The organism is Nocardioides sp. NPDC127514, from assembly GCF_040302125.1.
In the GTDB taxonomy this organism is placed as follows: Bacteria; Actinomycetota; Actinomycetes; order Propionibacteriales; family Nocardioidaceae; genus Nocardioides.
In genome coordinates this window covers 38,125-60,320 of sequence record NZ_JBEORF010000015.1, presented here as the reverse complement: position 1 = coordinate 60,320, position 22,196 = coordinate 38,125, and the positions used below count along the sequence as shown (strand labels likewise).

At 68.6% G+C, this 22,196-nt stretch carries 16 protein-coding genes, 1 tRNA gene and 1 pseudogene; 9 read left to right on the top strand and 9 right to left on the bottom strand.

All coding sequences use genetic code 11. From position 1 onward, the window contains the following. The first annotated feature begins 75 nt into the window (after positions 1–75). From ABTX24_RS13595 to ABTX24_RS13585, 3 genes are read left to right on the top strand one after another with little or no spacing between them, the layout of a single operon-like run. Positions 76–3,240 carry a family 78 glycoside hydrolase catalytic domain gene (locus ABTX24_RS13595; protein WP_350840277.1) on the top strand — a complete coding sequence of 1,055 codons (3,165 nt, stop codon included), beginning with the start codon at positions 76–78 and terminating at the stop codon, positions 3,238–3,240. A 59-nt stretch (positions 3,241–3,299) separates the two neighbouring features. Next, entirely contained in the window at positions 3,300–6,068 is a 2,769-nt protein-coding gene (locus ABTX24_RS13590) for a family 78 glycoside hydrolase catalytic domain (protein WP_350840275.1), read from the top strand. A gap of 31 nt (positions 6,069–6,099) precedes the next feature. Continuing rightward, entirely contained in the window at positions 6,100–6,942 is an 843-nt protein-coding gene (locus ABTX24_RS13585) for a hypothetical protein (protein ID WP_350840273.1), read from the top strand. A gap of 3 nt (positions 6,943–6,945) precedes the next feature. Here the strand turns inward: ABTX24_RS13585 and ABTX24_RS13580 are convergent, their stop codons facing one another. Further along, positions 6,946–7,125 (bottom strand): hypothetical protein, encoded by a 180-nt coding sequence (locus tag ABTX24_RS13580; protein WP_350840271.1) that lies wholly within the window; start codon positions 7,123–7,125, stop codon positions 6,946–6,948. Then, complete coding sequence (locus ABTX24_RS13575; RefSeq protein ID WP_350840269.1) at positions 7,125–7,697, bottom strand: GAP family protein; 573 nt, start codon at positions 7,695–7,697, stop codon at positions 7,125–7,127. Before ABTX24_RS13575 ends, ABTX24_RS13580 begins: the two co-directional genes overlap by 1 nt. A 118-nt stretch (positions 7,698–7,815) precedes the next feature. Here ABTX24_RS13575 and ABTX24_RS13570 point away from each other — a divergent pair, with 118 nt between their 5' ends. The 6 genes from ABTX24_RS13570 to ABTX24_RS13545 all read left to right on the top strand — a co-directional run bounded on the left by ABTX24_RS13570 (position 7,816) and on the right by ABTX24_RS13545 (position 15,611). Continuing rightward, the gene (locus ABTX24_RS13570) at positions 7,816–9,099 is read left to right on the top strand and encodes a sensor histidine kinase (protein WP_350840267.1); all 1,284 of its coding nucleotides are present in this window, start codon (positions 7,816–7,818) and stop codon (positions 9,097–9,099) included. After that, positions 9,096–9,749 (top strand): response regulator, encoded by a 654-nt coding sequence (locus ABTX24_RS13565; RefSeq protein ID WP_350840265.1) that lies wholly within the window; start codon positions 9,096–9,098, stop codon positions 9,747–9,749. The genes ABTX24_RS13570 and ABTX24_RS13565 overlap by 4 nt, the downstream gene beginning before the upstream one ends. Before the next feature lie 110 nt (positions 9,750–9,859). Continuing rightward, entirely contained in the window at positions 9,860–10,285 is a 426-nt protein-coding gene (locus tag ABTX24_RS13560; protein ID WP_160028510.1) for a ribonuclease domain-containing protein, read from the top strand. Positions 10,286–10,470: 185 nt separating this feature from the next. Next, positions 10,471–12,747, top strand: a complete 2,277-nt coding sequence (locus ABTX24_RS13555) for a transglycosylase domain-containing protein (RefSeq protein ID WP_350840263.1) — start codon at positions 10,471–10,473, stop codon at positions 12,745–12,747. A gap of 89 nt (positions 12,748–12,836) precedes the next feature. Further along, the gene (locus tag ABTX24_RS13550; protein ID WP_160028512.1) at positions 12,837–13,799 is read left to right on the top strand and encodes a GNAT family N-acetyltransferase; all 963 of its coding nucleotides are present in this window, start codon (positions 12,837–12,839) and stop codon (positions 13,797–13,799) included. Between the two features lie 264 nt (positions 13,800–14,063). After that, entirely contained in the window at positions 14,064–15,611 is a 1,548-nt protein-coding gene (locus tag ABTX24_RS13545) for a restriction endonuclease (RefSeq protein WP_350840261.1), read from the top strand. A 124-nt stretch (positions 15,612–15,735) separates the two neighbouring features. On the opposite strand, the gene ABTX24_RS13540 is transcribed toward ABTX24_RS13545, so the two are convergent. The 7 genes and pseudogenes from ABTX24_RS13540 to ABTX24_RS13510 form a co-directional block, all read right to left on the bottom strand. Continuing rightward, positions 15,736–15,809: transfer RNA gene (locus ABTX24_RS13540), tRNA-Ile, on the bottom strand. Positions 15,810–15,850: 41 nt separating this feature from the next. Then, positions 15,851–17,257 carry a tyrosine-type recombinase/integrase gene (locus ABTX24_RS13535; protein WP_350840259.1) on the bottom strand — a complete coding sequence of 469 codons (1,407 nt, stop codon included), beginning with the start codon at positions 17,255–17,257 and terminating at the stop codon, positions 15,851–15,853. After that, complete coding sequence (locus ABTX24_RS13530) at positions 17,254–17,460, bottom strand: helix-turn-helix transcriptional regulator (RefSeq protein WP_350840257.1); 207 nt, start codon at positions 17,458–17,460, stop codon at positions 17,254–17,256. The genes ABTX24_RS13535 and ABTX24_RS13530 overlap by 4 nt, the downstream gene beginning before the upstream one ends. A 193-nt stretch (positions 17,461–17,653) precedes the next feature. After that, positions 17,654–19,387 (bottom strand): hypothetical protein, encoded by a 1,734-nt coding sequence (locus ABTX24_RS13525; protein WP_350840255.1) that lies wholly within the window; start codon positions 19,385–19,387, stop codon positions 17,654–17,656. Beyond that, positions 19,384–20,373 (bottom strand): bifunctional DNA primase/polymerase, encoded by a 990-nt coding sequence (locus ABTX24_RS13520; protein WP_350840253.1) that lies wholly within the window; start codon positions 20,371–20,373, stop codon positions 19,384–19,386. The genes ABTX24_RS13525 and ABTX24_RS13520 overlap by 4 nt, the downstream gene beginning before the upstream one ends. Before the next feature lie 273 nt (positions 20,374–20,646). Next, positions 20,647–20,862, bottom strand: a pseudogene (locus ABTX24_RS13515) (WhiB family transcriptional regulator); the annotation flags it as partial. Next, positions 20,859–21,959, bottom strand: coding sequence for a helix-turn-helix domain-containing protein (locus tag ABTX24_RS13510; protein ID WP_350840251.1), 1,101 nt, complete (start codon positions 21,957–21,959; stop codon positions 20,859–20,861). The gene ABTX24_RS13510 and the pseudogene ABTX24_RS13515, both read right to left, overlap by 4 nt. Between the last annotated feature and the right edge of the window lie 237 nt (positions 21,960–22,196).

Here is a 22,196-nt window from a genome sequence, read left to right as displayed (position 1 = left end):
TTCCCGATCGTGTGACGGTGGTCATAGTCTTCGGAGTGCTCTGAAACGTATCAATCCCGATCCGGAGGACCCCCCATGAAGCTCCGCCTGGCCGCGATCGTGATCAGTGTCCTCGTCGTCGCGGCACCAGTCCCGGCCGTCGCCGTCGAAGGCGCGGCGGCCACCCACCTGACCGTCTCGCAGCTGCCCTCGCCGCGCGACGTGGAGAACCTCAGCTCGCCGCTGCTGGCCTGGCATGTTCCCTTCGCCGAGCAGAGCGCCTACCGCGTACAGGTGGCCCGGATCACCGAGGGCATCGGAGCCGCCGGCGTCTGGGACTCCGGTCGCGTCACGTCCTCGGCGAGCACCAACGTGCCCTACGACGGTCCGGCGCTCGAGCCCGAGCAGACCTACCGGTGGCGGGTCCGCACGTGGGACGGGCGCGGAAAGCGCTCGGACTGGTCGAGCGTCGCCACCTTCACCACCGGTCCCGGTCAGGAGTGGGGCGAGGCCCAGCCGATCTGGCTCGCCCCGGCCCGGACGATCTCCTGGGGCGACGTCACGATCGACACCACCTTCCGGATCACGTCCCAGAACGCCACCATCGCCTTCCGGGCCGCGGACGCCAGCAACTACTACATGTGGCAGTTCCGCGGCGACGGGGTGAACACCTTCGCTCCCCATAAGCGCGTGGGCGGGACCTTCACCCAGCTCGACTCGGTGCCGCTGCCCGAGCCCCTCGTCCGGGACACCTCCTACCGGCTGCGCATCCAGGCAGAGGGAACCACCATCCGCACGTGGCTCGACGACACCCTCGTCGACACCCGCACCCTCACCGACTTCGCCGCCGGCTCGGTCGGCTTCCGCACCGGCGGTTCCGAGCGCAACCGGTGGGACGACCTGAGCGTCACCTCCGCGTCGGGCGAGGTCCTCTACGCCAACGACTTCTCCGCCGGCAGTGACTTCGCCTGCGGCGCCGCGGTGGGCGGCTGGCTCGAGATCGGCACGAACGCCAACTGCGTCTACGGAGTCGAGTCGCAGGACTGGGCCTTCCTCCGGCACGAGTTCACGCTGCCCGACAAGCCGATCGCGACCGCCACGCTCTATGCGACCGCATCCTCGACCGCGCCGGGCCGGCAGTACGTCTACAAGGCCTGGCTCAACGGCGAGTTCGTCGGTCTCGGACCGACGCAGCCGATCCGCGGCGAGGCTCGATACGACGGCTTCGACGTGACCGCCGCACTGCGGCCGGGAGCCGAGAACGCGATCGGGGTGCTCGGTTGGACCAGCAGCGACCGGCGCTTCCTCGGACGGCTCGTCGTGGAGTACGCCGACGGCACCCGTGACGCGATCGTGAGCGGTCCGCAGTGGCGGAGCCGCTCCGGTGGCCTCGTCTTCCCCTCCGCCGGCAGCATCGGGACCTCGTTCTTCTCGGCACCGAAGGAGAACCTGCAGTCGGCCCACTGGCCTGACGGCTTCGCCGAGCCGGGCTTCGACGACTCCGGCTGGAGCGACGCCGCGGTACGTCCGGCCTTCGGTGACCTTCGTGCGGCCCCCACGGCGAAGGTGGAGCAGCAGCTGAGGGCGCCGGTCAGCGTGGTGGAGAAGGCGCCCGGCCACTACTTCATCGACTACGGCCGGACGTGGATCGGCGGTCTCTCCCTGGACATCGACGGCACCGCGGGACAGGTGCTCGACCTCCGGTTCGGCGAAGAGCTGTCCGCGCCCCAGACGGTGCGGTACGCCATGCGGACCGGCAACACCTACCAGGACAGGTGGACGCTGCGGGCCGGTGAGCAGCACCTGGAGACCTGGGGGATGCGGGTCTTCCGCTACGCCGAGGTCATCGGGGCTCCCTCCGGCCTGGGCGCCGCCGACTTCCCGGCCCTGGCGCAGGTCTATCCCTTCGACACCGACGAGGCGATCTTCGGCTCCGCCGATGGCGACCTCGACCGCGTGTGGGCGCTGTCGCGCAACACGATCGAGGCCACCAACCACGACCTCTACGTCGACTCCTGGAGCCGCGAGCGCGGGGCCTACGAGGCCGACAGCTACCTGCAGATGATGGCCAACTTCTTCGTCTCCAGCGACCCGACCCTGGGCAACTACTCCCTGGAGTACCTGCTCACCCGCAGGACGTGGCCGACCGAGTGGCCGATGTACACGATCTTGGCCTTCCACGACTCCTGGCAGCAGACCGGCGACACCGAGGCCCTGGCTCGCAACTACAGCGCCCTGCAGGAGAAGCTGCCACTCAAGTGGGTGGAGCCGTCCACGGGACTCATCCGCAAGAACACCGGATCCACCGGCTCCAACTCGTGCACCGACTGCGACATCGTCGACTGGCCGGCATCCGAGCGCGACGGCTACGTCTTCCGTCCCTACAACACCGTCATCAACGCGATCGGACACCGGTCGTTCCGCGACATGGCGGAGATCGCGACGGCGCTGGGCCATGACGACGACGCGGCCACCTACACCGCCATCGCCGACCGCCTCCGGAACGCGGCCAACGACCGGTTGTGGGACCCGGCCAAGGGTGCCTACCGAGACGGCCTCGACGCCGACGGCACCCCGATCCAGCACTGGGCGATCCAGGCCAGCGTCTTCGCCACGGCGTTCGGGCTCGCCCAGGGCGAGGTCGCGCAACGCGCCGCGGACTACATCGGCACCCGCGGCATGGCCTGCAGCGTCTACTGTGCCGCCTTCGTCCTCGAAGCCCTCTACGACGGTGACCGCGGAGACGTCGCGCACCAGCTGCTGACGAGCACGGGGCTCCGCAGCTGGCTCAACATGATCGCGAAGGGAGCCGGTGCCACCGCCGAGGCCTGGGACACCTCGCTGAAGCCCAACATGACCTGGTCGCATCCCTGGGCGGCATCGCCGGCCTACAACGTGCCCCAGGGCATGTTCGGCATCGAGCCCCTGGTGCCCGGCTACGAGGAGTTCCGTGTCCGGCCCCAGCCCGCCGGGGTCCCGTGGGCACACGTCACCCTGCCCACCCTCCGCGGACGCATCGGCGCGGCGTACGCCACGACCGACCGCGGCATCGACGTCGGCGTGAGCGTTCCGGGCAACTCTCGGGCCGAGGTTCTCGTGCCGGCGCCGTCCGGGGAGCAGGTGTTCCTCGACGGGCAGCCGGTGCCCGCGACGCGTGAGGGCTCCTATCTGGTGATCCAGGACGTGCCCTCCGGATGCCATGTCATCAGCACGAGCTCGGGTGAGAGCCCGGAAGTCGAGCGGCTTCGCGCCGTCTGCTGAACCTGAAGGCTGTGCCCAGAACCGGGCACAGCAACGTACCAACTCGCTCGGAGGACCCCATGAAGCTCCGCCTGGCCGCGATCGTCACCAGCGCCCTGGTCGTCACCAGCCTCGCGGCGGCCGTGACACCGACCGGTGCCGCGTCCGCCAACACCGCGCCCGCCGCACCCGGCGGCCTGACCGTCGACGACGTCGCCCGCCCGCTCAACACCGATCTGACCCCACGGTTCGGCTGGCTGCCCCAGGACAGCGACGCCAACGAGGTGCAGAGCGCCTACAAGATCGAGGTACGCGACGCCGCCGGCGAGATCGTCTGGGACTCCCGCAAGGTCACCTCCGCGCAGCAGTCCTACGTGGACTACGCCGGCGAGACCCTCGAGTCCGGCAGCCGCTACACCTGGCGGGTCATGACCTGGGACCGCGGCAGGCTCCCGTCGCGGTGGTCGGCGAGGGCCGCCTTCGAGACCGGGATCGGCGACGGCGACTGGGCCGGCGCGAGCTGGATCAGGAGACCACCGGGCACTGCGGACAACCCCGCCCAGGAGCGCGACGAGTGGACCCTGGCCCGTACCGAGGTCGAGGTCCCGGACGGCAAGATCGTCCGCGCCCGCAGCTACCTGGCCGCCAGCCACACCGCCGAGCTCTATCTCGGCGGCGAGCAGGCCGACCGGATGAGCAACTTCGGCTACCCGAGCGAGGGCTACTACCAGGCCGCGGACGTCACCGACCTGGTCACGCCCGGCGAGACCCTCGCCCTCGGCGTCAAGCTGCACTGGTTCAGCGGTGGCCAGGGTCGCGCCGCGGGCATCCCCGGCGTACTCCTGAAGCTCGAGCTGACCTACGCCGACGGCGAGACGACCACGATCGTCACTGACGGCTCCTGGAAGGTCCGCCGCGGCCCGTACGTCACCGTCGGCACCCGCAACGGTGAGGGTCTGTGGATCGAGCACCTCGACGGCCAGGCAGCCCAGCAGATCGGCGACTGGACAGCGCCGGGCTACGACGACTCCCAGTGGTCCGGTGCCGTGGTCGTCGGCGCGCACCCGGTGGCGCCGTTCACCCACTTGGAGGGCCAGCAGACCCGGCTCGAGGAGACCGTCGTCCACCCCGAGCGCATCCTCGAAGCCGCCGACGGCACCCCGGTCGCCGACTTCGGCACGATCATCCCGGCCCGACCCGGCGTGCACTTCGAGGACGGAGTGGCCGGGCGACAGGTCCCGATCCGGGCCGGCTACGAGCTCGCCGACACCGGCCGGGTCTCGACCACCGGTCTCTCGACGCAGAGCACCAACATGTCCTTCCCCTACACCCAGGCTGCGGGCGAGCAGGACTACCAGGCGGTCGGCCACCTGGGCTTCCGCTACCTCGAGATCCCGGGCGCGGGGGAGGAGATCACCGCCGAGGACGTGACCGCCACCGTCGTGCACACCGCGTACGACGAGGACGGCGCCGCCAGCTTCGAGAGCTCCGACGCGACCCTCGATGACGTGTGGGACCTGATGGACCGCTCGCTGCGCTACTCGGTCCAGGAGACCTTCGTCGACACCCCGACGCGTGAGCAGGGCCAGTTCCTGCACGACACCGCCAACATCTCGATCGGCCTGATGTCCGCCCAGCGCGAGCGCGTCGCCTCCCGCCAGGCGATCCGGGAGTTCCTGCTCAGCCAGGAGCGCTACTGGAGGACCGGCAACGACGCCGGCCGCTACAACGCGGTCTACCCCAACGGCGACGGCAAGCGTGACATCCCCGACTTCACCGAGGTCGTCCCCGACTGGATCTGGCGCTACTACCTCGAGACCGGCGACAAGGCCGTCCTCGAGGACGCGTACGACAACCTCACCGCCACCGCCGGCTACATCCGCCGCCACATCGCCACCAGCGGCCCGACCCAGGGTCTGGTCACCAACCTCTCCGGCGGCTCCGGCCAGTATCTCTACGGCATCGTCGACTGGCCGGCCCACGGTCGCTTCGGCTACGACATGACCACCGCCGCCAGGACCACGGTCAACGCCCTCGGCGTCGACGTGCTCCGCAAGGTCGCGTTGATCGGCGAGGAGCTGGACCGCCCCGACGCCGAGGTCGCAGCGCTCCGCTCGGACGCCGACGCCCTCGCGACGCGGATGAACCAGACGCTGCGCAAGGCCGATGGGACCTACGTCGACGGCCTGCTCGCCGACGGCACCCAGTCCGCCCACGCCGGCCAGCACGCGACCTCGTACGCCATCGCCTTCGGCGTCGCACCGCAGCAGGACGTCCCCGCGCTCGGTGAGCAGATCGCCTCCCAGGGGATGAAGCAGGGCCCGATGACCGCTCACGTGCTGCTCGAGGCCCTCGCCGAGGCCGGTGCCGGCGAGAGCGTCCTGAACCTGCTGACCAACGAGGACGACTACGGCTGGGCTGGGTGGCTCGCCGACGGAGGCACCTTCACTCCCGAGGCCTGGGAGCTGAGCGGCTCGGCCAACAGCGCCTCCCACGGCTGGGGCTCGCGCGGCATCGTCGACGTCACCGAGTCGGTGCTCGGCATCCGCACCACCGCCCCGGGCGCCGCCGAGGTCGAGCTCACCGTGCCGGCCACCGGCCTGACCCACGCCAAGGGCTCCGTGGCCACCCAGCGTGGCCGCGTCGCCTCCGCCTGGACCCGCACCGTCGACCGCCTCACCCTCCGCGCCACCATCCCGGTCAACGTCACCGCCGTCGTACGCCTCCCCGAAGGCTCCTACCTGGCCACCGGTCCCGGCAGCGCGACCCCGGAGCGCCTGGGTACCGAGAACGGCGTCACCTCCTACCGGATCGGCTCCGGCGCCTGGACCGTCACGAAAGGAGCGTGACCAGGGTCCATGACTCCGCTAACCTGCGGCAGTGCGCCGAATCGCCGTGCTCGCCGCGGGTCTCCTGGCCGGGTCGACCCTGGCCGCATGCGGCACGACCGAGCCGCGCGAGACGGCCTGGCCCGACGGGCTCACGGCCTACCTCGACCAGACCCGGCTCCAGCGCAACACCGGTGAGGCGTTCGTACGCCTCGTCAACGACACCCGCACCTCGATCGAGGTCTCGCGCGTCGAGGTGAGCAGCGACCGGTTCCGGGCCCGATGGACGGGCTCGGAACCGGTCGACCCCGAGATGGACTTCGACTTCGACATGCCCCGCGGGAAGTGCGGCGAGGGCGGCGACGCCGACGTGACCATCACCTGGCGTCAGACCGGCGACGAGGAGGAGTGGCGCACCAGCACCGGCACGGCCGAGGACAGGTACGCCAACGTCGACCGTCTCCTCGATCGCGACTGCGCCGAGGGCAGCCTGACCGAGGCCGCCGACATCACCGTCGGCGAGCCCCGGGTCGAGGGTGAGGGCAAGCAGAGCGTCTTCATCCTCCCGGTCACGTTCGCCCCGACCGAGGCTCGCCCGGAGGTCACCTTCGACGGCTGGGAGGGCACGGTGCTCTTCCAGCTCGCGGCCGAGACGCCGACCTGGCCGCGAGCGACCCCGCTTCCGATGACGGGAGACCCGACTACGCTGGAGCTGCGGATCCTCCCCGCTCGGTGCGACCCGCATGCCCTGGCCGACGACAAGGTCGGCAGCCTCTTCCGGGTCCACGTCGGCGGCCCCGACGTCCCCGACGGCGCCAGCTACTTCCTCCCGCTCAGCAAGGTGCAGAAGACCGCCCTCTACGACTTCCTGCCCGGCTACTGCGGCTGGGAGTGAGGCTCAGCCGAAGAGCGGCCCGAGCGCGGCCCGGGCGAGCAGGAACCCGACGATGCCCACTGCCCATGCCGTCGCGCTGGCGGCATGCTTGGCCAGCCAGCCGTCGAGGACGGCCAGCGGTCTGGCCACCAGGGGAGCGGCGAAGACGCGCGCGGCGGTGAGCAGGAGCGCCGGAGCGATCATCACGGCGCAGTAGCCGAGCCCCACAGTCCCGACACCGGCCAGTCCGGCCCCTGGGTCCCGATCACTCCGATCGCGGCGAGGTAGGGGAGCATCGAGGCGGCCTCGACCAGCCCGGCGAGCACCGCCAGCGCGGCGAGCGCCGAGGCCGAGCCCGACTCCGAGGCGACCGCCCGCTCGCGCCAGCGGAGCAGGCGGCGCGGCGGTTCCGGCGCCTCGGTCCGTTCCTTCGCCGAACCGGGCGGGTCCAGCTTGAAGCTCCACGCGAACAGGCCGACGCCCACGAGCAGCTGTCCCCACAGGAACGGGCGCGAGTCGCTCAGCCCGGTGAGCGCGTCGGCCACGGCCGTGCCACCCAGCAGGATCGCGATGCCGAGCAGCGCGTAGAACCCGGCGATCGCGCCCAGGTAGACCAGGATCCGCCCGGGCCGCACCCTTCCCGGCGCCATCAGCAGCCACACCGGGATCAGCAGCGTGCCGAAGCTGGTCGAGTCGATCAGCGCCAGCACCGCCAGTGCGACGTACGTCGCGGTGCCGCCCAGGTCGCCGGTGAGTGGGCCGAGGTCGATGTCCATGCCCCGAGGCTCGCGTGTGCCCGGCCTCGCGCGCGTCGGCCGAACCGCTGATCCTTCCGCCCAGGGATACATCCTTCGGATGACCCCAGGGAGGCGGCGTACGTGCTGAGATGGTGTCGTGGACCGCCCGACCCTGCTGCAGCAGCTGCCCGCGGCGCTTCTCGGCGGTGGCACGAGCCTGCGCGCCGCGGACCGCCGGCTGGCCTGGCTCGACGCCGTGGTCGTGCTCGTTGCCGGTCTCGCGCTGCACGGCCTCGGGCAGGTCGGAGGCGTACGCGGCGTGCACCCGTTCGGCATCGACCTGGACACCGTGCCGACGTGGTGGCATCTCGTCCCGCTCGCCCTCGCGGCCGGGGCGCTCGTGCTCAAGCGGCGCCGTCCGCTCGCGGTGCAGACCGTGGTCGCCCTCTGCTTCGGGGCAGACCTGCTGCTCGGGGGCAGCATCGCGATGGTGGTGGTGCTCTGGGACGCGCTCTTCGCCGGCCAGCTGCACGGGTCGCCGTTGGCGCGACGCATCGCCACCGTCGCCGTCGCGGCGGCCATCGCAGCATCGGTCGTCGCCTCCGCCGTGGCCACCTCCGACCCACGCACCCCCGTTGTGCTCGCGCTCACCCTCTTCGCGATCATCGTCACCCCGATGTGGTGGGGCAGCAACATACGTCAGGGCAGCGAGCTCGCCGATGCCGCCGATGACCGGGCCCGGCTCGAGCGGGAGCGCAGCGCCGCGCTGCTGCGCCTGGCCGATGCCGAGCGGCACGATGCGGTCCGGGCCGAGCGCTCCGCGGTGGCCCGGGACCTGCACGACGTCGTCGCGTCCCACCTGTCCGCCATCGCGCTGACCTCGGGTGCGGCGCTGGCCGGCGAGCAAGACCCGGAACGGGATCGAGCAGCGCTGCGGTCGGTGCGGGCCGAGAGCCTGGCCTCGCTCGATGACATGCGCGCGATGATCCGGGTCCTGAGCTCCGACGGTGACTCCGGTGACGCCGAGGACCTCACCGCCGCCTCCCGTGCCGCCAACCTCGGCCCCGTCCTCGACCAGGCGCGACTGGCCGGTCTGCCGTTGCTGGTCGACGACCCAGATGGGCTTCTCGACGGCGCCGACCTCGCGCTGCCGGTCGCGGTCGACCACGCCGTCTACCGGATCGTGCGCGAGTCCCTGACCAACGTGCTCAAGCACGGCGGCGGCACCACTCGTCTTCGCCTGATCCTCGGCGACGCCCTCGCTATCGAGGTGACCGATGCCGGCGCCGCGAAGGAGCCTGCGGCCGAGGCCGGCACCGGCACCGGACTGGTGTCGATGCGCGAACGAGCCGAAGCCCTCGGTGGAACCTTCGAGGCCGGCCCCGACGGCACCGGCTGGCGGGTCCGAGCGATCCTGCCGCTGCCGGGGGCGAGCGCATGATCAGGGTCCTGCTCGCCGACGACCACGCCGCCATCCGTGCCGGCCTGCGCATGCTGCTGGCCACTGCCGGCGACATCGAGGTGGTGGGGGAGGCCGCCGACGGCGCGACCGCGGTCGCCAACGCGCGGGCTCTGCGCCCCGACGTCGTGCTGATGGACGTACGCATGCCCGGCACCGACGGTGTGACCGCGACCCGCCAGGTCGTGGAGGAGGGGCTCGCCGACGTACTCGTGCTCACCACCTTCGACCTGGACGAGTACGTCTTCGGTGCCCTCCGCGCCGGCGCGGCCGGCTTCCTGCTCAAGTCGGCGGAGGCGACCGACCTGGTCGACGCGGTCCGGCACGTCGCCGCCGGCGACGGCGTGGTCGCCCCGGAGGTGACCCGCCGGGTGCTCGCCGAGCTCGCCGGAGCGCCGGACCGATCGGCCCCGGCGGGGCCGTCCGACACGTCCCTTCCCACAGATCTCACACCCCGGGAGAGGGACGTGCTCGCCGCCCTGGGACAGGGCCTGTCCAACGCCGAGATCGCCCAGCGGCTGGTGATCTCCGAGGCCACCACGAAGACCCACGTCTCCCGTGTCCTGGCGAAGCTCGGGGTCGCTTCCCGGGTCCAGGCGGCGATCGTGGCCCGCGAGGCGGGCATCGTCTGACGACGCGCTCACACCCCAGAGTTCACCGGTTCGTGACCTTCGGAGCCCCCATCCGGACGTGCCAGGTAGCAGAATTACCAACCGTCCGTAACGCACACACTGGAGGATTCATGTCCGGGAAGAACCGCTCCGTGCTCACGATGATCAAGCTGCTCCTCGCAGGTCTCGTCGCCACCACCAGCCTGCTCGGTGGGAGCGTCGCGCTGGCCCCTGCCGCCCAGGCCGACTGGATCGAGAGCTGCACCCACAAGGGCTGTGCCGAGGCCCTCGACTCCAACGAGGTCTGGGCCTCGCTGGGCTACCCGTCCAACCGTGGCTGGCACGACTGGCCGCCGACCGGCACCTGCAACTTCTCCGGCGGCACCTACAACAACTACGAGGGCGAGCTGCCCTCGGGCCACTCCTACCTCGAGTTCGACGTGACCCCGCGTGAATGCGGTGCGCAGCGTCAGTCCTACCGGCTCGTGGTCGACACCACAACGGGTGATGTGTACTTCACTCCCGACCACTACAGCACCTTCTACTTCCTGGTCTGAGTGTTCCCGCAACGGGCCTCTGACCTGGGCAGACACGGCATCGCCGGCCCAGGGCAGAGGCCCGTCGCCCGCTCAGAGGCAACCTGAGACCCCGCTGAAACGTCCTGGACACGGAGCCGACGATCGCGTCGGGCCTGGGAGCCCGCCGTACTCTAGGAACGTTTGTGACCGCGGGAGGGGACAACTTGAGCTGGCAGGGCAATCCGCCTTACACACCCACGCCGACGCCGAAGAAGAAGCGGGGAAAGAAGGTCCTGAAGGGCTTCTTCGTCGTGATCCTGGTGGGCGCGCTGATCGGCACTCTGGGTGTGATCGTGGCCTACAACGCCATCCCGATCCCCAACGCCAACGCCGCGTACGAGAAGGAGACCTCCTTCGTCTACTACCGCGGCGGCAAGGACGAGCTCGGGCGCTACATCGCCGACTCCCAGGACCGCGACTCGCTGCCGTACGACGAGATCCCGCAGCTGATGAAGGACGCCGCGGTCGCCGCGGAGGACCGCACCTTCTGGACCAACAGCGGCATCGACATCAAGGGCATCCTGCGCGCGGTGGTCAACAACAACACCGGCGGCACCCAGTCCGGCGCCTCGACGATCACTCAGCAGTACGTCAAGAACCTCTACCTCACCCAGGAGCGCACCTACTCCCGCAAGGTGAAGGAAGCGGTCATCTCGCTGAAGATCAGCCGGCAGAAGTCCAAGGAGGACATCCTCGCCGGCTACCTCAACACCATCTACTTCGGCCGTGGCGCCTACGGCGTCGAGGCCGCGTCGAACGCCTACTTCGACAAGCCGGCCGCGAAGCTCACCCTCCAGGAGGCCGCCGCACTCGCCGCGATCCTCAACGACCCCAACGACCTCGACCCGAGCAACGGCGAGGAGTCGGTCGCCGAGCTCGAGGGCCGCTACCGCTACGTCATCAACTCGATGGTCAAGATGGACATGGTCGACGCCGCCGAGGGGGAGAAGGCCAAGGAGTCGCTGCCGAAGTTCAAGAAGCCGCGCTCCGACAGCCGCTACGGCGGACAGAAGGGTCACGCGCTCAAGCTGGTCCGCGACGAGCTCCTCAAGCTCAAGGACGAGCAGGGCAACCCGCTGGTCACCGAGGACGAGATCAACGGCGGCGGGCTGCGGATCACCACCACGCTGACCAAGAAGACGATGAGGACCGTCGAGGAGGCGGTCAACGACGTACGTCCTGAGGACAAGAAGGCGTTCATCGAGGACGAGAACAAGAAGGACGACGAGCTCCACGTCGGCGCGGCGACCATCGATGTGAAGACCGGTGCGCTGCGTGGCTTCTACGGCGGCCAGGACTACTTGGAGTCGCAGACCAACTGGGCGGCGACAGGTTCGATGGCGGGCTCGACGATGAAGGCGTTCACGATGGCCGCGGCCCTGAAGGCGGGCTACTCGCTCAAGGACAGCTGGGACGGCAACTCACCCAAGGAGTTCGACGTCCTTCCTGGCCACCCGATCCGCAACTCGGGCCAGGACGCCGCCAACCCGAGCGGTCACAGCTACGGGTCCAGCATCAGCAGCCTCCAGGCCATGGAGGACTCGGTCAACACGGCCTTCGTCGAGATGTCCGACTCGTTGCCCAACGGCAGCGAGGACGTCTACGACATGGCGCTCGCGGCCGGCATCCCGCCGGCGAAGGCTGACCCGGCCCGCCCCGGCATCCCGATGACCACCGGCGACTTCGGTCCCGAGGACTTCCTGCTCACCCTCGGCAAGAACCGAACCAGCCCGATCAACATGGCCAACGCCTACGCCACGATCGCCAACGGCGGCGTACATAACGACGTCCACGTCGTCTCCAAGGTGGTCGACGCCGACGGCACGGTCCTCTACGAGCGCGATGACACCGCGAGGGGCAAGCGGGCGATGAGCGAGGACGTCGCGAACGACACCTCCTACTCGCTCCAGCAGGTCGTCTCCAGCGGTACCGGTCAGGCAGCCAGCGCGGTCGTACAGCCTGCTGCGGGCAAGACCGGCACAGCGACCAACGACAAGGACGAGGTCTCCTCGGCCTGGTTCGTCGGTTATACCCCGCAACTTGCGACCGCCGTCTCCTACAGCCGCGGCAAGGGCAGCGGCGCCCTCGACGGCTGGCTCGACACCTACTTCGGCGCCGACTACCCGGCCGACACCTGGGTCGAGATCATGGGCCCGTTGACCGACGAGCTCGACTACGAGGAGTTCCCCCCGCCGGCCTGGCTCGACGGCGACGCCCCTGAGGAAGGTCACGCGCCGTACGTTCCGCCGAGCCCGGATCCCGAGCCGACCGAGGAGCCGAAGCCGTCGAACACGCCTTCGCCGTCTCAGACGCCGACGCCGACTCCTACGCCGACACCCACCCCGACGCCGACGCCGACGCCGACCCCGACACCGACCAACACGCCAGGTCCTCCGGACCCCGACCCCGACGACCCGGAGACCGAGCCCGGGCCCGTCTGAGCCGGATCCGGTCCGAACAGATGACGTGTCAACGCTTGGTGGGGGACCTCAGTTCCCACGACCTTGCCCGACACGGTTAGATAGTGCCCGTGTCTGTGATCGCCCCCGTCGACGTCCACGATGACACCGCTCTGAAGGCTTGGTACGCCGTGGAGGCGGCATCGATGGCCTTCGATCGACCCTACGCGTCGCATCGCACCTTCGAGGCGCTCGCGAACTCCGTGCGCACCCCGCACGACCACGGCCGCCGCGTACTCCTCGCCGCGAAGGAGCAGGGCGAGACGATCGGCATCGCCGAGCTCGACCTCCCGGAGGAGGAGCGGAGCCACGTCGTCGAGCTCGGGATCCACGTCCTCCCCGTGCACCGCTGGCGCGGAGTCGGCACCGAGCTGTGGCGAGCCGCCGATGACGTACGCCGCACCAGCGGCCGCACCCTGACGACCGCCGAGGTGACCATCCCCCCGAAGTCGTCCCTGGCCTTCGCGCGAGCGCTCGGCTTCAAGTCCGTACGCCGCGAGGACCACCTCGCCGCCGACCTCCCGCTGCCGCACAAGCCCTTCAACGTGCTCGGCTACGAGATCCTGATGTGGGAGGACCGCACCCCCGAGGACCTGCTGGCCCAGTTCGTCGGCCTGCGCAACCAGATGGGCAAGGAGATGCCGGGCAAGTCCCACGAGGACCTGGTCGCCCACACCGCCGACCGCATCCGCTCGGCCGAGAAGAGCACCGCCCGCTCCTACGACCGCATCACCGCCGCCGCCCGCGAGATCCTCACCGGCGAGCTCGTCGGCTACTCCGTCATCTTCCTCGCCCACGGCAGCGACGAGGCCATCCAGGACGACACCTTCGTCAAGTCCGCCCACCGCGGCCACAAGCTGGGCCTCGCCCTCAAGGTCGCCACCCTCGCCGCTGTCCAGCGCGACCACCCCGAACGCACCAGCATCCATACCTGGACCGACCCGTCCAACGACGTGATGCAGCGCATCAACAGGCAGTTCGGCTTCCGCAAGATCGAGCTCATGCACGAGGTCCAGCGCACCGATCGTTGGTAGGCCGTGCGGGGCTCGAACCCGCGACCCAAGGATTATGAGTCCTCTGGTTGCAGTGCGCTGACCTGGTGTTCCGGGTCCCCTGGTGCTTGCTGTGACGTCCCTCGTACGCAAACACAGCCGGAGATGGCGGCGTCACAATCAGCCCCTTGAGTTCGTGGAACGTGCTCGCGTCAGCAGGCTCGACCCGGGACAGGTCCGTCGTCGAAGGCTGGGTGCTGCGGATTCTCCTTACAAAAGCCCTCAGCGTGGTCTACTTTGCTTGGCATGTGGAACAACGGGGATATCGCCAACGGGCACATCCTGATTGATGGCAGCTGGGTGCTTCTGCGGCCCCGCGGCGCAAGCGAGGGACACTGGCGTCCCGGTGACTTGGTCAATGGACACGTCTTCACCGGCAGCGACTGGGTTCCGATGGCGCCTCCGCGTACTCCTCCGACGCCGAAAGCTGGATCGAAGTTGGCAGGTGCGGCAGCCAGAGTCGCGGGAAGAGCGAAGGCGTATGCCCAAAAGCAGGGAATCTTGGCCCCACCTGCACCTGCCTCTCCTGGGAGTCAAACTCCTGCCGTCCTCGCCGCAACTAGCGAGGAGTTGGCCGCCCCGAAGCCGGCTCCCATGACCCCGAGTTCTCGCCAGATAGATTCATGGCAGACCGCCGAAGCGAACGCTGCTGAGTGGATGCGCTTTTGGGGTTACGGCGATGCCGAGGTGACCGGTGGCGGTGCCGACGGCGGCGTGGACGTCCGTGCTCGTCGCGCCATCGCCCAGGTGAAGTGGGAGGCGTCTCAAGTTGGCTCTCCGGCGGTCCAACGTCTCGTGGGGGCACGCGGTCTGAGCCATGATCTCGATCTACTGTTCTTCAGCGGCGCCGGCTTCTCGGCCAAGGCGATCGCGTACGCCAACGAGGTGGGAGTAGCCCTGTTCAAGTACGACCTCGTTGGTTCCATGACCCCTTGCAATTTTGCGGCGGAACGCATTTTCGATTCCCCAGGACATCAGGCAAACGGAAGCCCAGCTCATTTCGTAGTTGATGAAGATGGCGACGTTCGTCTGCGCCACCCGAAACTCAACAAGGCGCTAATAGGGTTTCTCAACGTGGTCAAGGATGCGCTGGAGGATGTGGGTACCGACATCATTATCTTGTGTACGACTGAGGTTGAGAGCGTCCTTGATGCGATGAATCTCCTCCACAGAGAACCGGTCTCCGTCGATGACTGTGCTGAGGGAGTCGGGATCCTCACTGGTGCCGCGAACCGGGTTTCTAAAGAAAGCCTCCGCCTCGCAGATTTGGGGTTCAGCGACGTCTTAGATGACGAGGTCGAAATGCACGCCATCCGACTTTGCCAGCCTTTTGCGGACCTCGTCCAGTTCGCGTTCTTTGATGTACTCGAGGAGGGTAAGCAATTGGACCTGACGGCAACGCTACTGACTGAGATGCAGGCTATCGAGCCGGTCTTCGATCGCATTGGTAATGGTGCCGTCAAGTTCGCCGCCTTTATCGATGGCGTCGGCGAAATTATCGAGGCTACGGATCGGCTCCGAACTGTCGTGGATGACCGGCGCGAGTTGGTTGCGGAGGTACAGCGTGAACGACAGCAGAACTTCGACGCGGCCACTGCGTCGTTCTTCACCATCGTCGATCGGGCGACCAAACTTCGAGGGGCTTATCTATCTGACGCGGTAACAAAGGAGTTGGACTATGTCGCCGCGATCATCGAGTACCTCAGCACAACGCGTGACGTCGACGTGTTCGATGAGTGCATCCGTAACATCATCGAGTCGCGCGAACGGGTTCGGATGATGGCGCGACTGTAGCCATGGTCTGAGGAATGGAGTGCTGACCCGCTGTTAGCCGGTCAGCGGGGTGCTGATCCCCGCGACCATCAACGTTATGAAGTTGAGTGTATGCCCGGCTGAACGGAGGTGGGGCATCAGTCTGTAGGCCGTGCGGGACTTGAACCCGCGCCTGGAGAATTATGAGTTCCCTGCTCTAACCAACTGAGCTAACGGCCCGGGCAGATCCTAGCGGCACGGCCTGGGATACCACACACGCACTACGCGGGAACGTCGTCATCGGTGAGTGCCTGCTCGATCCGCTGGCGAGCGGCCTCCTCCTGGCCGTCGACGGCGTGGGCGTACACAGTCAACAGGACCGACACGCTGTGGCCCGCCCACTTGGCCACGAGGGGCGGAGGGGTGCCGGCAGCGAGCCAGGTCGAGACGGCGGCATGCCGAAGGTCGTACGCCCGACGCGCCAGCGGCGACTTCTGCTCGTCCTCGGTGAACGCCTGGGCGCGAGCGTTCTTCATCACTCGACCGACGGCGGAGAGCGGTACCGGCCGCGAGAGGGACTTAGGCAGGGTGTGGCCCCACTTGCCCGCGCGCGTGACGAAGAGCCGGCCGTCCGGGCCGGTCTCGTACGCATCCAGATGCCGGCGCAACATCTCCACCAGCGGAGGAGGAAGAGGAACCGACCGGGTGGACTTGCGCGCGCGGTGTTTCAGGCCGCGCTCTTCGCCGAGCTCGCCGTCGTCGGTCCAATCCTTGCCGGGGTCTTGGTAGGAGCCGGCGAGTAGTGCTTCGCCCCAGCCGGTCTCTGGCAGCGTGAGGTCTTGGCGACGCAAGTCGCGCACCTCAGCCGGACGCATCGCACCGTAGTAGATGCACCCGATGAATGCCTCGAGCTCGGGGTCGGAGGCTCGGACTGCCGCGAGGAGCCGCTTCGCCTGGCGGTGGTTGACAACAACACGCGTGTCGAGCTCCTCGACGTCGCGGGCGCGCTTGACCTTGACTCGCTGGAGTGGGTTGGAATCGAGATGCCCGAGCTCCACGGCGTAGCCGATCGCACTAGACAGGGCGGCGCGCTTGCGGTTGGTCGTCTTGGCGGCCGCCGGCCGACCGTCGAGCTTGAGCGAGATTGCCAGCAACACTTGGCGAGTCGTCGCGGTGTCGGCGAGGTCCTCGACGAGCCGGACACGCTTGGAGATCCACGCGATCGCGTCCTGAAACTCCTCGGGCGGCTCGGGGTTCTGGGCGCGGGCTCGCGTGTTGAATGCCCACGTCCTCAGTGCCTTCCGTAGGACGGCCTCGTTCGGCGGTGTTTCGTCGTCCTTCACCATCGCCAACGTGATGGTGACCAGGCCGTCAGCCGTGCTCTTGCGGTGGTTCGGCGAGAAGTCCGGCCACTTGATGTCGATGTAGCTCATCGCGAAGGTCAGCCAGTCTGGGCTTGCTGCTCGCGGCATCATCGACTGGGGCAGCCCAGACGCGATGTCGAACGCCTCGCCTTTCCGGGCGGCTGAGATCAGGTCGGAACGGAAAGACTCGGCAAGGCGCTTCGTACTGAAGGTTCGCGGAAACGGGTCTTGCTTGCCCACGACCCAGCGGACGCGGTAGGTCGTGCCACGCTTGCCGGTGAGGGTCTCGATGTTCCAGATACGTACGTCGTAGCTCGTGCTCATGATGCGTCGTCCTCCAGGTTGGCCAACCAGTTGTCGAGCTCGACGCGGCGTACGCGGATCTCGCCGCCGGGGAGCTTGATGCAGCGGGGGCCGACGCCCTTCGCGCGCCAGTTGTAGAACGTCGCTCGAGTGATCCCGAGCTCGTTGCAGAAGTCGCGCACCGTGAGGTGTGCTGAGGTGCTCTGAGAGCGGTGCCGAGACATGTGCTTGGTGCTCCTTATCGGTGGTGATGCGGATCGGCTGGACCAGTGGTGTGTAGGCGGAGGGCGCGAGGTAACCCGGTAAGCCGGAAACCCGGTGAATCGTGCTTTGACCTGGGGTGAGAGGTTCCGGGTTTGTGGCGGCCGAGCCGAGAGCAATACCCGGTGAACCCGGTGATCTCCGGGTTTCCGGATTTCACGACGTTCTCCCGTTCTCGAAACCCGGTGACAGAAGTCCCAGGTCAGGTGGCACTTCGCCGGGTTTCCGGGTTTCCGGGTTTGTTTCCGGAGTCGCGGCGAGCGGAGGAGATTCCTCGGGTTTGGGCGCGTGCTCGATCCAGTACGCCTTGCAGTTGGTGACGGGGTCGATCTCGCAGCGGAGGACGATGTCGCCGCGCCATCGGCCGGCCTGTCCGGTGAGGCGCCGGCCGAGGCTCTTGACCGAGAGCGACTTCCCGCTGTTGGTGGTTGGGAAGGTGCCGTCCCAGCGGTCGGGCATCCCAGGCTCTGGTTCAGCGCTTCTGCGCAGTTCAGCCCCGCCGACGTGGCGGTCGCCGTATACGCGGTTCCACTGAAGGAGGAAGGCGCGCCATTCGGCGTGGTCGTCGTCGAGATCGCGGGCGTCGTTGAGGTTGTCGAGGAAGCCGGTGACCTCGTGGTGGCGGAGGAACCCGCCGAGGGTCTGCGCCCAGGTGGTGAACTGCCGCATCGCCGGGACGTCGTACGCACGCGGTGCTCCGGCACGGGTCCAGTCGAGGATCAGGATGAGTAGATGCCGCAGGACAACAGCCTGGTTGGCGGGGTCGAGGATCCAGGTATCGAGGTTGGGGATGGAGAACCCCGTGCGTTCCTCGGGGTGGGGGCAGTCGGGGTCGAGACGCACCCAGACGGAACGTGAGGCCATGTCACCGCCGGTGCGGAGGTTGTTGCCGGTGGCGAGCCAGAGCCGATCGTTCTCGGCTGAGAACGCGGAGTTGGTCCCGAGCCGGCGGTCGGCCCACATGTGTTCGGTCACCAGGCGCGCGAGGACGGCGGAATCGATGACGGATCCCTCGACGAGGTTGTCCCAGACCACGACCCCGGCCGGGTCGCCGAGCACGGTGGTGATCGACTTGCGCAGCTCTTCTTCGGAGTCGGTCCAGGTGAGCACTCTTTGACCCACCATCAGGCCGACGCAGGAGGTGAGGATGGTCTTCCCGGAGCCGGGCATGGTCGCGTCAACGACCCCGAACGGCGAGAGCGCGCGGGTCATCGGACGGAGGATCGGCGTTGCGAGCAGGGCGAGGTAGTTCGCTCGGTCGGCGAGGCTGACCCAGGGGAAGTCGCGCAGGAAGCGCTTGAGCAGGAACTCGCGAGCTTCGGCCACCTCGGCCGCGGTGGGGTCCTCGGGGATCTCGCCGTACTCGATCCGTCCGGCGAGGTAGTAGCCAGTGGCGGCGTCGTAGCCCGGTGTCTGGAGCAAGGTGCCGTCGGGCCGAAGAACTGGCGTGGAGATGACCTTGTGCAGTGGCGCGAGACCGGGCCAGTCCTTCCGGGCGAGCACGGCCTCGAGGACTGCCTTGGAGGGCATGACTTCCTCTTCGTACGTCTCCTCGCGGTCCTTGATCTTGCGGACGCGGTAGGCGTCGACCTGCTCGGCGATCAGGCCGGCCAGCCGTGCGGGGCGCAGTTCGAACGGGCGGACCGGGATCGGGGCGTCCTCGTCGCCGGCTGCGGCTCGCAGTGTGCCGGAGATCCGCTCGAGGACGACGGGCGTGCCGTCGTGGACGTAGGTGTCGTCGAGGATGCCCTGGTCCAGCGCTCTGGTAAGTACGCGGATGGTCTCGGGATTAAGGCCGAGCTTGAGGCGTCGCCGGCCATCGTCGGACAGGCGCCAGAGACGGCCGCGGTGGTGCTCTTCGTCGGCCTCGGTTGCTGGGTCGGTGGTCATGCAGCGCTCCTCGTACGGCTGGCGGCGCGGTGGAAGCCGGAGCGGATGGTGGCTTCCGCCTGGTAGCTGGAGTAGGCGTCGGCGGCGATGTGCCCGGAGGCGGCCTCGAGGAGCCGGTCCATCGCGTCGTGCTCAGTCATCAGCCCGCGGACGACGAGCTTCCCGACGGCCGCAGCGCAGCACCACAGGGCGAGGTTGCGCCCGCCTTCGGGTGCGGCATGGAGAGTCGCGAGCTCCTTCTTGAGCACGGCCTCGACGTACGCGTTGGTGCTCTGCACGGGCTCGCCGGATCCGGCGGTACGAGTGCGCGTCGACCTGGCGAGGCCGACGGCGGTGGTCGACGATGGCCGGCGGTCGCGGCCGAGGAGATCGACCAGGAACATCGGGAGCGCAGCCGGCGCCCGGTCGTCGATGACCACGTACGGCTGGTGGTTGATCTGCGTGCCCGCAGCGACCACATAGCCGCCATAGGCACGCGTGTCGATGAGCCAGCCGATGCTTCCGGCGGTGTTGCCGTACCGGACGTCTTCAGGAGCCCGGTAGTAGAGGTGGTGGCCGCCCGACGCCGTGCGTACGGCGAACGTCGGCGTGACGGTGCCGCCGTTGGCTCCGGCGAGGTGGTCGAGCACCTCGCCGCCGTTGGCGATCCCGAACCGATTCCAGGGCTCGGGGATCTCACTGCCGGCCTTGTGGACATCGAGGTCGACGACGACCAGGCCGGACGGACCGGTGGCGATCCCAATGCCGTATGGCGTGCGCATCCACGCGCGGCGGATCCGATCGGTGTCGATCGTTGCGCGCTGCTCCCAGCCGGTGTGGCCGTCGCGGCAGTGCGGGTCGGTTCCGCCCTGACCTCCGAACCCGCCGGAGGCGCAGTCGGCAGCGCGATGGGACGGTCGAGCCGGGCGCTTGCTGTCGGGATGGAGCGGGAAGACGTGCCAGCCACGGGCGGCGTACTCGAGGGCTGCGGTGAGCAGTTCAGACATGAGCTCGGGCTCCCTTCGGGCGGATGTGTCGCATGACTCCAGTCAGCCGCGGATCGCGGCGTCGGACCATGAACCGGGTGTGCAGTTGGCGTGCACTTGGTCTGCAGCTCGAGGTGCGCGGTGCGCTCATGCGGCTCGGCCTCCTCGTCGAAGGTCGTAGCCGGCCTTGGTCTGGCGACGGCCGGCCTGGCGGCAGATGTCGCTGCAATAGACGGTGTTGTTCCCAGTCCGAGTGAACGAGCCGCCGCAACTGCGGCAGATGGGTCCGCGGGCGCGTTTGATGCGTCGGCGGTCTGCTTCTGTGTGGCCGCCCCACACGCCCATCACGTCGCCCCAGGCGAGCGCGTCCTCGTGGCAGGCAGCCTGGACGGGGCAGGCGGCGCAGATGCGCTTGGCGAGGTCGGGACTGCCGCCGGGCTCGGGGAAGAAGACTTCGGGGTCGGTCTGGGCGCAGAGCGCGGAGGAGCGCCAATGGATGTCGGTGGTCATCGGGCACCTCCGGCAAGCTCGGTCGCCGCTGCGTTGGTCCAGCGATAGACGGTCCGGTCGGAGACGTCGAGTAGACGGGCGACCTCGGGCACGGAGAGCCCGTGTGCGCGCAGCTTGGTGGCGGCGCAGGCGTCGTGGACCTGGTCGCCGTCCTCGGTGCTCAGCGGCTCGCAGCAGACAGCACACAGGCCAGTGCTCTCGTCCTGCTCGTCGTTCTCATCGAGCGTGTCAGGGATGACCGTCAGGGTCGGTGCCGCACTGACATCGAGGGTGACATCAGCGGTTCGTGAGGTGATCGCCCAGGGGTCGTAGTTGGGCCGGTTGTCAGGGGTCCTGTCAGCCTCGATGTCAGGGGCCGTGTCAGGGGTGACAGCGACCTGGCCGGCGATGAGCTCGCGGTAGGTCTCGGCCCCGGCGGAGTGCTTCTCAGCCGAGGTGGTGAGCCGCTTTGCTGCGCGGTTCTCGGCGCGTTCGACGGTCACCTTGATCTCGGCCAGGGCGTGCGTACGCGCGGCCAGGCGGGCGGCTTCGCCGTAGCCGGTGATGGTCTCCATGTGGGCTTCGTGGCGGGCCTCGATCTCGGCGAGAGCTCGCTGGTCGCGGATCTGCGCGGAGCGTGTCCGGATGATGGTGGCCGTCTCGGGGGAGACGGTGACCTGGTCGCGGATCGCGTCGGCGACCAGAAGGAGCGCGGCGAGCGCCGGGATGGCTGACCACGGGCCCATGTGGCCGATTGCAGCGAGTAGGACCGTCGAGGCGGCCACAGCAAGTGCAGTGGCGGAACCGAAGCCGTACGCGGCGGCTCGCTGACCGGTCTTGTAGGCGTTGATCGTGGTGTGCCCCAGGGCGGCCCACACGACGTCGGCGGCGAGGGCGACGGCGACCCCGATAGCGGGTGCGGCCACGCCCGCTGCGGGGATCAAGGCGGCGATCTGGGGTGCGATCGTGACAGCGACCTGGAGGAAACCAACGGCAGTCATGCCGTATCCGACGACAGCCAGACCCGAGGGGTGGCCGATCGGGCGGGCAGTCTTGGTTGGTGTGGTGGGTGCGTGACCGTGGGGACGGCCCTCGGTGTAGTTGGTGTGCGCGTTCATGACGGTGATTGCTCCTGTTTCAGGCATGGGTGGGGTAGGGACTTGGGCCAGCGAGGCGGTTTCGGAGGGTTTCTCCGCTACGCAGGGAGCGGGTAGCGGTAGCGAGCGCGGGAGGGGTCGGATCGGCCCGGACCCAGTGTTCGAACGGGCGTGCGAAACGGAGGTCTACTCCGCTACGTCGCAGGTCAGGTAGCAGTTTCGGTAGTAGCAGGGCCGCTACGGGTAGCAGGTGCTACG